Source organism: Mucilaginibacter ximonensis (genome assembly GCF_042686265.1).
GTDB lineage: Bacteria > Bacteroidota > Bacteroidia > Sphingobacteriales > Sphingobacteriaceae > Mucilaginibacter > Mucilaginibacter ximonensis.
In genome coordinates this window covers 513,359-525,600 of sequence record NZ_JBHUPD010000001.1, presented here as the reverse complement: position 1 = coordinate 525,600, position 12,242 = coordinate 513,359, and the positions used below count along the sequence as shown (strand labels likewise).

Here is a 12,242-nt window from a genome sequence, read left to right as displayed (position 1 = left end):
CAAAGTCTTTTAAACTTTAAAAAAATAAAAATGGCCCTTAATTTCGACAAAGAACAAGACTACACGCTTGAAAACGACGTTGTATTCATACGTCCGCTTCAAAAAGAAGACCATATCCATCTGTTATCTATATCACTCAACGAACCCGAGACCTGGACCTACTCCTCAAAATCTGCCGCAGGCGAAGAGGCTCTGAAAGCTTATATTACTGAGGCACTAAATAACCGCGCCCGTGGCGAAGAATATCCTTTCATTGTATTCGACAAAAAATCCGGGCGATATGCCGGCAGCACACGTTTTTATGATATTCAGGTAAAAAATGACAGTTTGCAACTGGGTTACACCTGGTACGGCAAGGATTTTCGCGGAACGGGGCTAAACAAAAACTGCAAATTCCTGCTTTTGGAATTGGCTTTTGAAAACTTAAAAGCCGAACGGGTTGAATTTAGAGCCGACAACCGTAACGAACGCAGCATAGCCGCCATGAAGAGCATTGGTTGTACCGTAGAAGGTGTTTTGCGCAGCCATACCCCGCTGGCCGGCGGAGGTCGCCGAGATTCAATTATCTTAAGTATTTTGAAAGATGAGTGGTTTGGTACTGTAAAACAGCGCCTTAAAAACAAGCTAAGATAGATTCTTAATAAGCATCTGTTGCTGTAGCAACTTCAATCTTAAATTATATTTGTTGAAATACAAAATCCAAACATGAGCACGAAACTTACAATTAATAACAACGGATCAGTAAAAATTGAAGGTGACTTCGAAATTGTCGACATGCAGGGCAATCAGTATGGTTTACAGGGACGCACCGTAGTGTCTATCTGCCGCTGCGGCCTGTCGGCTAACAAACCATTTTGCGATGGCTCGCACAAAGGCCATTTTGAGCATAATGCAGTGGCTTTTGATTTGCCGCCTAAAAAAGTTTAATAAATTTTTCAATTGTCATCCTGAGTATAGTGAAGGATCTTATACGATTTGCCCTTTCGCTTAAATAAGATTCTTCGCTATGCTCAGAATGACAAATTTTCTATTACTTCCCCCTCACATACAAATCTTCAACCTTTTGCCGTGCCCAGGGCGTCTTCCTCAAAAACTTCAGACTTGAAGATATACTCGGATTATCTAAAAAACAATTGATACGAATGCGATAGCCCAGCTCCGGCCAGCCGTACTTGGCTACCAACTCGGTAAGTATGGCTTCTAACGTTTTACCATGAAGCGGGTTATTGGGTTGTTCCTGCATTTTATCTACTAGCGTTTACAATCTCTATAGCTTTTTTTGTAGCCTCGGTCAACTCAGTATATTTCTGGCCATCCATTACCGCATTGCTAATCAGCTGGCTACCCATACCCACCGCACAAACCCCGGCTTTGAACCAGCCGCCAATACTTTCTTCACTTAGCTCTACGCCACCGGTAGGCATAAATAAAAGGTTAGGGAATAACGTTTTGATGCTTGACATAAACGCCGGACCTAAAATATTACCCGGGAACAATTTAATAATCTTAGCACCTAATTGCTCGGCTTTAATAATCTCGCTGGGTGTCATACAGCCAGGCAGCCAAAACACATTGTTTTTATTTGCTACCGCGATGACATCTTCAACCAAACCCGGGCTGATTATATAGTCGGCACCGGCATCAATAAAAGCTTGCGCACCTGCGCCGTCTTTAATAGTGCCTACGCCCAGGCACATCCCTGCTAATTCCTGATCGCAAACCTGACGAAGGCGCGCAAAGTTTTTAAGAGCAGCTTCACCACGATTGGTATATTCAATAGTTTTGATACCGGCAGCATACAAGGCATGCAAAACATCAATACTTACTTGTTCGCTTTTATTAAAATATAACGGCAGTATGCCCTGTTCGGGGATCAGTTTGAGGATGGCGGCTTTTTTGTCCATGCGGTAAAATTAGGAAAGAATATTTAAAACCGAGATTTTACTCATGCAATCGATGCCGCTTATTTTGCGTTCGCAGCCCTTCCTAATTAATTTGCTTTAATGTACATTTGGTCGCATAGTATTAACCAATTACCTGTTTACGAATATTCCATGTCAAAAAAAGTTGTAACCTTCGGCGAGATCATGATGCGGTTGTCGACACCCGGCAACAAACGTTTTGTACAAACCGACAGCTTTGACATTACCTACGGCGGCGGCGAAGCCAACGTTGCAGCAGCTATTTGTAATTATGGTATGCAAGGTGTATTCTTTAGCAAACTGCCGGATAATGCTTTGGGACAGGCCGCGATAAACCACTTGCGGCGTTTTGGGGTTGATACTCAATTTATAGCCCGCGGTGGTAAACGGCTGGGCCTTTATTTTCTGGAACCGGGCGTTTCTATGCGTGCGTCGCAGGTTATTTATGACAGGGCGGATGCTTCGATCACAGAGGCAGAAGTTGCAGACTTTGATTTCGACCGGATATTTGAAGGTGCTGACTGGTTTCATACCTCTGGCATTACCCCTGCCTTAGGCGACAACACTGCTGTGCTGACCCTGGCGGCACTAAAAGCTGCCAAAGCAAAAGGTATTACCACGAGCCTTGACCTAAACTATCGCAAGAAACTTTGGACAGCCCAGAAAGCCCGCGAAGTATTAATCCAGCTTTGCGAATATGTAGACGTTTGTATCGGTCCGGATGCTACATTGGGGTTTCATTCAGAAGATACTGATATTAATTTGGATACTTTAACTACCGACGATTATAGCACCGTATTTAAGCAGGTGAAAGAAAAATACGGCTTTAAATACATTGCCTCCGGACTGCGCGAGAGCCATAGCGCCTCTGATAACAGCATCCGCGCTTTAATTTATGATGGCAATGAGCTATACCAAACCGCTCGTTATGATGTACGCATTGTCGACCGCGTAGGCGCCGGCGACTCGTTTGCCAGCGGGCTGATATATGGCTTACTCAACAATATGAATGCTGCTGATGCCGCCGAGTTCGGCGTAGCTGCATCTGCTTTAAAACACACCATTCCTGGCGATATGAACCATGCGACACTCGCCGAAGTTCAGGACCTGGTTAAAGGCAACCGATCAGGAAAAATACAACGATAAAAACACCTATGATTATTGATACCCTTAGAAACGCAGAACGCTATTACAGCCTGCACAGAGGCTTCAAAACTGCTTTTGAATACCTGAACTCGACCCATTTAAACGCGCTTGAAAACGGCGTTATTGAGCTGGGCGATGGTATCCGCGTGATTGTATCAAACGATGCTGGCCGCAGTAAAGAAGCCGCTGCACAAACCTTCGAGTGCCATAATCAAAACATCGACATCCAAGTTACCATACATGGGCCGGAAACTATGGGCTGGAAACCACGTGCAGATTGCCAAAACGTTGAGTCGCCCTACAATGCTGAAAAGGACTATATGTTCTATAGTGATGAGCCGGATACTTTTTTTTCGCTGAACAACGGGCAGTTTGTAATTTTCTTTCCGGAAGATGTGCACATGCCAATGCTCGGCGAGGGTGCAATTAAAAAGTTGGTGGTTAAGATTCCGGTGTAAGGACTTCCCCTTTTTGTCATCTCGACACAGCAGATATCTATACACATGCTGACAACAATACGGCGACTGGTGTATAGATTTCTCGCTACGCTCGAAATGACATTCTATTTGCTTATAGTATTATCTTACTCGTAAAACCCAAAATACTCGCGGGCATTATTGTAGCATATATCCTGAACAATCTTGCCGGTCCATTCTATATCATTTGGTAATTCGCCATTTTCAATATCGGTAGCCAGCAGGTTACAAACAATCCTGCGGAAATATTCATGGCGTGGGAACGATAAGAAACTGCGTGAATCTGTCAGCATACCAACCATACGGCTCAGCAAACCAATATTCGACAGCGAATTTAACTGATCGATCATCCCATGTTTCTGATCCATAAACCACCAGCCCGAACCAAATTGAATTTTCCCGGCTACCGAGCCGTCATTAAAGTTACCGGTCATGGCAGCAAACAGATCGTTATTTACCGGGTTGCTGTTGTAGATAATAGTTTTAGCCAGGCAATTATCAGTATCCAGTCTATCCAAAAATCTGGACAACGCTTTACCGTGATTAAAATCCCCGATGGAATCCCAGCCGGTATCCGGGCCAAGTGTGGCTAATCCGCGGGTATTGTTATTGCGTAAAGCGCCGAGATGGTATTGCTGTACCCAACCTTTTTCATGATCCCATAAAGCAAACTGGTATAACAACGCCGATCTGAACTTCAGGTTTTCATCTGTAGAGACAGCTTCTTTAGCTCTTATTTTTTTGAAGATAGCTTTGACCTCGTTTTCCGTATAGTCAACCGCATAGATATGATCTAAACCGTGATCAGACAATTTACTGCCACTGGCGGCAAAGTAATCATGGCGGGCTTTTAAAGCTGATAAATAAGCGTCGTAATCTGTGATGTCTGTACTTACTACGTTCTCTAGTTGATCTATATAAGCATTCAGCGCATCCGGGTTATCCGGGTTCATGGCCCTATCCGGGCGAAACGACGGCAATACTTTTACCTCAAAACCGTCTTGTTTTAGTTTTTGGTGGTGCTCAAGACTATCCAACGGGTCGTCAGTAGTACCTACCACCTCTACCTTAAATTTTTTCAGCAAACTGCGCACGCTGTATTCCGGCGACTGCAACTTTTCCGAGCACTCGTCATAGATCTTTCTGGCCGTGGCCTGCGACAAAATTTCTTTAATATCAAAGTATCGCCGCAGCTCCAGATGAGTCCAATGGTATAATGGGTTTCTTAACGTATAAGGCACCGTGGCGGCCCATTTCTCGAACTTTTCCCAATCGCCTGCATCACCTGTGATGTACTTTTCTTGTACTCCATTTGCACGCATGGCGCGCCATTTATAATGATCGCCGTTAAGCCATATGCGGGTGATGTTGGCAAACTGTTTATCGGCGGCTATTTCATCTGGCGGCAGGTGGCAATGGTAGTCGATGATGGGCATCGATTTTGCAAAGTCATGATATAATTTTTGGGCAGTTTTGCTTTCCAGTAAAAAGTCGTCATCAAGAAAGTTTTTCATCGTCCGGTTTATAATTGCTGTGTGCAATTATACTTTTTATCGCCTGTTCTGCCAACTTTATAGTCGCTTATTTACGCCATCGATTGCACTACCTTAAAATTGAGTAATTCGGCAACCAGTTCCTTTAAACTTAGCGACGCAACGGCTATAACATCATCCCCGGCTCCATAGTAGATATAAAGCGTATCATCAAACAAAGCAGTCCCCGTAGGGAAGCAAACGTTGTCAACATCGCCGGCCATTTCAAAAGGCTGATCGGGCCTGAACAGCGGATAAGGCAGTCGCGCAACTTCTTTCCGGGGATCATCCAGATCCATCAATGCGGCGCAAGCCGAGTAATGATAGCCATTATCAAAATGCTCAACACCGTGATAAATTATCAGCCAGCCATGCTCTGTTTCAACTGGAGGGCACCCCGCGCCCACGTAAGCCAGCTCATGCAGGTTTTTAGAAACCAGCATTACGTTATCTTTCAAGTTGGTTACATAAGCTTCCCAAAAATCATCTGTCAGATCATCGAGACTGTCTACTGCTACCAATTGAATATCTGGCTTAATGCGTTGCATAAACATTAACTTGCCATTTAAGCGCCTCGGAAAGAAAACCACGTCCTTATCCATAAGGATAGTATCGGGCGAATTATAGTCTTCGCGATAGCGGCCGATGATATCAGCATTATTTGCTTTAGCTATTGCGTCAAACTGGCTGCAGGTTAACTGCGGAACAATAATGCCCTTCTTTTCAAAATGTACAAGATCAGCAGAGGTGGCAACCGCGCCCAGTGCATCGTTGCCATCAAAAGCTACGTAGGTTAAATAGTAAGTATCGTCTATCCGCACCATTCGGGGGTCTTCCATGCCATGCTTCTCATAGTTGTGCTCTGGGGAAAGCAGCGGGGAAATCATACGATCAATAACTTTTATCGGCCCGTCCAATTTGGCATAACCGATACTCGAGAAATTTCCTTTACTTACCGCACGATATAGCAAATGCGAAATGCCGCCCTCTCTAACTACAGCTGGGTTTAAAACACCTTCATTTTCAAAGTCAAGATTTGTGGTGCTAAGCAACACGCCTTCTTTCTTAACGGTTAACATGCCGCAGGTATTTAGTTCGATTTTTTTGAGGTAACTACAATCACAATACCTCCTATTAACAAAATACCACCCAGGTACGGCGGCCAGTTAACGGTGTGCTGTTTATCGGCCGATATTTGTATAGGGCCGGCGTCTACTACCTTCTCCTTCTTAGTATAGGTAAAGCCGGTCCAAACCAGCATAATAGCGCCAACGATGATTAAAATGATTCCGATGAGTTTATTATTCATAGTCTAAATTGTTTCTTTTAATAATATGAAAACAGTTTAGATTGTTTGCATTTTATGGCCCCAGCATTATTTAAAAAGCATTTTCATACTTACCTTTCTTATCCAGGCAGGCAATAATACCTTCAACAACACGCTTGGTTTCGTTAGGATCTTTAATGCAGATAGATGCAACGCCCGCTTCTTTTGCCGGATAATCATTACCACCCGGAAAGATCGCATCGCCAATAAATATCATTTCCTTTTTTTTGATGTTCAGTATCTCACGCAGTTTTTTAATACCATAAGCTTTGTCAATACCTGGTTTGGTGATATCAATAGAGGTTGTACCACCCAGATTCACTGAAAATTCAGGAATAGTTTTAGCCAAAACGGCCTGCACTTTTTTGCGCTTGCCAAAACCCGGATCCCACTTCTTCTTCTCCTTTAACGGCGCCTGCTGCCCTAAAGCCGAGTAAGTGATCTGGCTACCGCGATCTTCAATTTGCTCGCCCCAGGTTTTTTCGGGCTTAATACCTTCTTTCTCAACAGCATCGTTCAGGCAACCAATGATCTTTTTCTTTTGCTCTTCTGTAAAATCTTCAGCATATAACTTCTTCCAACCCGATTTGTATTGATAGAACTTGGTGCCACAAGTAGGCAGGATTGAAAGGTTTTTGAATTTCTTTTTGTTAGTAAGATGGGCCAGCACCTGTTTTTCAAACTGCGGCCAGTCGCCGCCCGATATGATGGCTACTTTAGTAACATCAATCAGGGCATTCAAAATCTTAATCATTTCCTTATCGATAGCGGCCTTACTTTCGGCCAGGGTGCCGTCCAGATCAAATACAATCAGTTTTTTCATAATACAGGGTATCTATCCGCGTCGGCGTTATAATGGCCTGCGCGGGCGGCGCTGTCCATACTGGCCCGGTAACGCAGCATGTCCTGCGCGGCTTTTTCATTTTTATCTTTGCCTTTCCAAATATCTAAAGCCGGCTGCTGTATAGCACGGGCGAACGAGAAAGTTAAAGGCCAGGGCAGCTTAGCTTCATATTTTACATGCATTTCATAAAGGTTGCGGGTAGCGTCCTGCGGCGATTGGCCTCCTGATAAAAAAGCTACACCGGCCACCTCATGAGGCACCGCCGCCAACAAACATTCAATGGTTTCTTTGGCCACTTCATCGGGTTTGCTTTTAATATGATTCTCTTTACCCGCTGTAACCATATTGGGTTTCAGTATCAGGCCCGGCAAATAAACGCCTTGTTTTGCAAGGTGCTTAAACAATGTTTTAATGGTATGTTCGGTTACCTCACGGCAGCGTTCAATACTATGGTCGCCATCCATAAGTACTTCAGGCTCTACAATAGGCACCATGTCGTCTTCCTGGCATAGTTTAGCATATATAGCCAGAGCTTCGGCATTTGCTTCCAGATTAGCTTCGGTGGGCAGGTCTTTGCCGATGGTAATTACCGCGCGCCATTTGGCAAAACGAGCGCCTAACCCATAATAGTTATTCAGGCGTACATCTAATCCTTCCAAACCTTTAGTAATCTTTTCATTTGGCGAACCGGGCATAGCCTCAGTCCCCTCGTCAACCTTGATACCCGGAATAATGCCGGCCTTTTGCATGATATCTACGAACAAAACCCCATCATCTGTCGATTGATAAATGGTTTCATCAAACAATATAGCGCCGCTTATGCTTTCGGCCAGCCCCGGCGTTGTAACAATCAGCTGGCGGTATTTACGCCGGTACTCTTCGGTTTGAGGGATGCCGGCTGCTTTGAAACGTTTGTTGCAGGTCGGCAAGCTTTCGTCCATTGCCAGCAAACCTTTATCGCCTGCCATCAATGCATCGGCTGTTTGTTTAAGTTCTTCGGTGTTCATAGTAATAGGGTTAACAAGTTGTGGGGTTAATTGTGTTTAATTTAGATAATTGTCTTTAATTAAACGTCATAAAAAAAGGGAGCCGTATATGGCTCCCCTTTTATTTTTTGATGTTTTGTTACCTTCCTAATACAGACCGGGTATTATTTAACTCGTCCATAGTGTAACTTTTAGTTCGGCCGGCAGTAGCCTCCCTTACTTTTTGCACATCGGCGGGCAAAACTACGCCGCCTTTGTTTCCAAAATCGCTGCGTACGTAACTTAACACCGACGCGATATACTCATTGGTGTTGTTGCCCAATGCGGGCATAGCATCATTATAAGTGGTGCCACGGATAGGCCCTTGCAAGCCATATAGTAATACCCTGATAATTCTATCAGGCGAATTGGCGTTAACATCCTGGTTGCCGGCCAGTGGAGGCGCGGTAAACGCATCGCCTCCGGTTTTAACGCCTTTACCATCCAACCCATGGCAGGTAAAGCACAACTGTTTAAATATAAGTGCCCCCTGCGATACCAGTTTAGCGCCCTGTTCATTCATCATTTTCTGACGGGCCAATTGCTCGGCCTTAGCGCGTTGTCTGTTTTCGTAACTGCGTTGCGATGCCTGCAGGGCTTCATCGTTAGGATAGTTTTTAACCAAACCGGCTATAATAGCTTTCGACTTTTCGGAGTTTACAAAACGCATGCTCAGCAACAGTTGAAAACGAACATCGGCACTTGGGTCGTTAGCCAGTTTCTCCAGCATATCAATAGCCTGGCTGTCTTTCTTCATAAAATCTTCACCCAACCACACAGTGGTTTTGCGCACTTCGGCATCTTTATCTTTTAATGCAGTGCCAAAGGTCTCTTCGTCCATTGCATCCAGACCGTTTAAGGTCCACAAGGCATGAATACGTGCAAGCTGGCCGCCGTTTACAGCGAGGGCTTTTAACGCAGGTACTACAGACTTATCACCGCGCAGTACCAGCAGTTTTTGGGCATTGTCGCGATACCAGCCGTTCATGCTGTTCAGGTGGTCAACCAGTTGCGCACTGGTTTCTTCAAGCAAATGCGGTTTTTCTTTAGACAGTTTGAAATCATCATGCACCAGCCTGAAGATACGGCCACGGCCAATATTTTTTTGCAGGCCTTTTTGCATAATTTTAGGGCGAAGGTAGCTATCAGCCTTAGTCCATTCACTTTCCTGAATAATACCATGATACATATCTACAATGTACATGCAACCGTCGGGGCCGGTTATGGTATTCACCGGGCGAAAGTTCAAATCCGTAGATGCTAAAAACTCAGATTTGTCATAGGCATTACGCAGCGTAATTTTACCATTATTGTCCGTCACTTTTGCACGGCGTATCAAACGGCCTACCGGCTCGCAGATAAACAAGTCGCCACGCATATCCGCAGGCAGCTTATCGCCGCGGTAAATAGATTGTCCGTTGCTAGCCGTAAAGTGGTTTAGTGTACTGTCGGGGAAACGCAATCGCCCAAATCCGCCCTGAACGTCAGGCGTTGTCACAATTGGCCATACCGCCACAAAATCGCGGTCATAACGGTCGGGGAAATCAAATTGCCCGTAATGAACGTTCTGTTGATACATATAGGCTGGATCTTCGCCTCCGGCAGATGAATAAAACAAGCGGCCATAGTCGTCATTACCCATACCCCACTGACCAGCGGTGCCATCAATTAAAGTATCCGGAATAACCTTGTCACCCTTTACCGTATAGCGTACCGGATCATAGGTTAAATACAGGCGGTTGTCCAGGTTCCAGATCAGTCCGCTTTTTTGATGTTCCAGGTTATTGGTGTTAGTTCCGTTATTCTCATAAGCCAGCCAATGTTTATCGGCTACGCCGTCGCCATTGGTATCCTGGAAACAGTAAACGCTGTTTGACCAGGTAAGGCTCACCAATAATTTGCCATTATCCAGGGGCTGCAGCGTGCGCGGCAGTACCAGGTTATCGGCAAATACGGTCATTTTATCCATTACGCCGTCACCATTGGTATCTTCCAATAACTTTATTTTACAGGTTGCTTCGTGTTCGTGGCTACCATTAACGTCTAACATATAGGTATTCATTTCGGCTACATACATACGGCCGTCGCCATCCCAGGCAATAGCGGTGGGCTGGCTCACCATTGGCTCAGAAGCAACCAGTTGCAGGTGATAGCCCGGTGGTACGTAAATACGCTTCATCTCCTCTTCCGGCGATTTTGGGGTTGGATCCGGATGCATGTCAACCAAAATACGGCCCGACGCATCGCGTTGTACCGGGTACTGCGTTACGTATTTTTGCACCGATTTACACGTGTAAAACAACACAGCAGCAGCCGACATTGCAATTAGAATACCTTTGTAATTTTTCTTCATAATTTCAATCAATTTTAAACATAGCATAGCCAATACACCATACATACCAGGTGCCACTGACATTATTATTTTAATTGGTTCAGGTTATAATTGGCAATAAAAAACCGGTACAGTAATCTATATGTCTTTAATATCAGATTGCTGTACCGGCCTGTATATGGTTGCGGCTATTTGTCGCAACCGGGTATTTTATGTTAGCTTATTTAAGCGACAAGATGTATTGTACCATCTTTTTAACATCAGCTGGTGGCACTGAAGGGTGTGCAGACATTGGCACGTCGCCCCAGTTACCGCTACCGCCGGCAATTACTTTTTGCGTCAGCTTTTCAACATTCACAGCAGTGTTAGGATATTTTTTTGCCACGTCTTTGTAAGCCGGGCCTACAATTTTAACATCAACCTTGTGGCAGCTTAAACAATCGTTCTTTGCCAGCAATTGTTTACCTTCTTCAAGGGTAGCAGCGCTAACTTTACCGCCGGCAGCCGGCGCAGTTTTTTTTACGGTGGTAGTTTTTTTAACAGTAGTAGTTTTTTTCACTGTTTGCGCAAACGATGAGCTTACTGCAAACATTGCAAAAACACAGGTAGTTAAGATTGCGATCTTCTTCATTTCGGGTATTGTATGTATTTGTATAAAATTGATTACTTGTTTTTAAGACTGCCTAACGGCACAGAAGTTTAAGCAACACCTGCACCTGCTAAACAGGCAACGAACAAAGTTAAACAATATGCCTACAATTACAATAGACAATCAAAGTTGTGCAATCGATGGCACAAATACAAATAAAAATACAGATTTATGTCCCCCGAAGATTCAAAATCAACGTTAAAACCAACCGTTTAATCAAATAAGCGTGTTTATGGAGCGAACGGTCAATAATCTGTATTACAATTGTTACCAAATTTCAGACAAACAAAAGGGGTAGCCTGATCCAGACTACCCCTTTTTGTTATTTAGGACGGATTAAACCGACTTTATTAGTTTGCTCTTCTGGCTTCAGCTTTTTTAGCTTGGTAAGCCAATGGAAGAATAATAGCAGCTAATAATGCGACAACTTCTAGTACTACTAACATGGTGAATTTTGTTTTTGTGTTGATTAAAAATGTTAACTGTCTTTTGGAATACAAACACCAGGGCATTTGCATCCATATGCCAAGTACCGATCACATAATATGCCACAAAATTTTAGCGCTTTTTTTGGTTAAAAATCGCAAAATCTAAAATCGTAGATTTAAAAAAATTGCAAATGATTATAAAAGTTTGCCCAAATTTTATTTGCCTTTTAAAATCTATCCAAAAAAAATCAGCGATTGAGAAAATGAAAAAAATATTTTTTCGGCAGAAAGCTAAAATCTGGTCAAAAAAGGCTGACAATTCCAATTTTAGTGAATTTATATGCCTTAAAATCTCTAATTATTGTTGCTTAACAACAAAATTTACCAAAAAGGGTGGTCATTTTTAAATTTCGGCGTAAAAAATCGATTGATTTGATTCTTACCATTTACGCTTAATAAAACAAAAAATATTTTCAGACATTTTGTCATACACATGACACGACTGCCAAAACATGACAAAAATTCTTAAAATTACCCGATTTTTAGAACATTTGCACTAAA

General features: G+C 43.6%; 13 protein-coding genes. 4 read left to right on the top strand and 9 right to left on the bottom strand.

Annotated features, from left to right (window positions below; genetic code table 11):
* Positions 1–30: 30 nt before the first annotated feature.
* Positions 31–633, top strand: coding sequence for a GNAT family N-acetyltransferase (locus ACFS5N_RS02355; protein ID WP_377181836.1), 603 nt, complete (start codon positions 31–33; stop codon positions 631–633).
* A 72-nt stretch (positions 634–705) separates the two neighbouring features.
* A complete protein-coding gene (locus ACFS5N_RS02350) occupies positions 706–927 on the top strand; it encodes a CDGSH iron-sulfur domain-containing protein (RefSeq protein WP_377181834.1) in 222 nt (73 codons plus the stop codon).
* A 103-nt stretch (positions 928–1,030) separates the two neighbouring features.
* On the opposite strand, the gene ACFS5N_RS02345 is transcribed toward ACFS5N_RS02350, so the two are convergent.
* Positions 1,031–1,243 carry a VF530 family protein gene (locus ACFS5N_RS02345; RefSeq protein ID WP_377181832.1) on the bottom strand — a complete coding sequence of 71 codons (213 nt, stop codon included), beginning with the start codon at positions 1,241–1,243 and terminating at the stop codon, positions 1,031–1,033.
* A gap of 1 nt (position 1,244) precedes the next feature.
* Positions 1,245–1,904, bottom strand: coding sequence for a bifunctional 4-hydroxy-2-oxoglutarate aldolase/2-dehydro-3-deoxy-phosphogluconate aldolase (locus tag ACFS5N_RS02340; protein ID WP_377181830.1), 660 nt, complete (start codon positions 1,902–1,904; stop codon positions 1,245–1,247).
* A 150-nt stretch (positions 1,905–2,054) separates the two neighbouring features.
* Here ACFS5N_RS02340 and ACFS5N_RS02335 point away from each other — a divergent pair, with 150 nt between their 5' ends.
* Together ACFS5N_RS02335 and ACFS5N_RS02330 are read left to right on the top strand one after the other, a co-directional pair.
* Positions 2,055–3,068 (top strand): PfkB family carbohydrate kinase, encoded by a 1,014-nt coding sequence (locus tag ACFS5N_RS02335; protein WP_377181828.1) that lies wholly within the window; start codon positions 2,055–2,057, stop codon positions 3,066–3,068.
* Positions 3,069–3,076: 8 nt separating this feature from the next.
* The gene (locus ACFS5N_RS02330) at positions 3,077–3,526 is read left to right on the top strand and encodes a YhcH/YjgK/YiaL family protein (protein WP_377181826.1); all 450 of its coding nucleotides are present in this window, start codon (positions 3,077–3,079) and stop codon (positions 3,524–3,526) included.
* A gap of 125 nt (positions 3,527–3,651) precedes the next feature.
* On the opposite strand, the gene uxaC is transcribed toward ACFS5N_RS02330, so the two are convergent.
* The 7 genes from uxaC to ACFS5N_RS02295 all read right to left on the bottom strand — a co-directional run bounded on the left by uxaC (position 3,652) and on the right by ACFS5N_RS02295 (position 11,235).
* Positions 3,652–5,058 (bottom strand): glucuronate isomerase, encoded by a 1,407-nt coding sequence (gene uxaC / locus ACFS5N_RS02325; protein WP_377181824.1) that lies wholly within the window; start codon positions 5,056–5,058, stop codon positions 3,652–3,654.
* 71 nt (positions 5,059–5,129) lie between these two features.
* The gene (locus ACFS5N_RS02320) at positions 5,130–6,155 is read right to left on the bottom strand and encodes a glycoside hydrolase family 130 protein (protein WP_377181822.1); all 1,026 of its coding nucleotides are present in this window, start codon (positions 6,153–6,155) and stop codon (positions 5,130–5,132) included.
* An 11-nt stretch (positions 6,156–6,166) separates the two neighbouring features.
* Positions 6,167–6,385: a hypothetical protein gene (locus tag ACFS5N_RS02315; RefSeq protein WP_377181820.1), complete on the bottom strand. Its 219-nt coding sequence runs from the start codon at positions 6,383–6,385 to the stop codon at positions 6,167–6,169.
* 70 nt (positions 6,386–6,455) lie between these two features.
* Complete coding sequence (locus ACFS5N_RS02310) at positions 6,456–7,226, bottom strand: HAD-IIB family hydrolase (RefSeq protein WP_377181818.1); 771 nt, start codon at positions 7,224–7,226, stop codon at positions 6,456–6,458.
* Positions 7,223–8,254, bottom strand: a complete 1,032-nt coding sequence (locus ACFS5N_RS02305; RefSeq protein WP_377181816.1) for a class I fructose-bisphosphate aldolase — start codon at positions 8,252–8,254, stop codon at positions 7,223–7,225. The genes ACFS5N_RS02310 and ACFS5N_RS02305 overlap by 4 nt, the downstream gene beginning before the upstream one ends.
* Before the next feature lie 118 nt (positions 8,255–8,372).
* Positions 8,373–10,625 (bottom strand): DUF7133 domain-containing protein, encoded by a 2,253-nt coding sequence (locus ACFS5N_RS02300; protein WP_377181814.1) that lies wholly within the window; start codon positions 10,623–10,625, stop codon positions 8,373–8,375.
* Positions 10,626–10,824: 199 nt separating this feature from the next.
* A complete protein-coding gene (locus ACFS5N_RS02295) occupies positions 10,825–11,235 on the bottom strand; it encodes a c-type cytochrome (RefSeq protein ID WP_377181812.1) in 411 nt (136 codons plus the stop codon).
* Positions 11,236–12,242 lie beyond the last annotated feature (1,007 nt).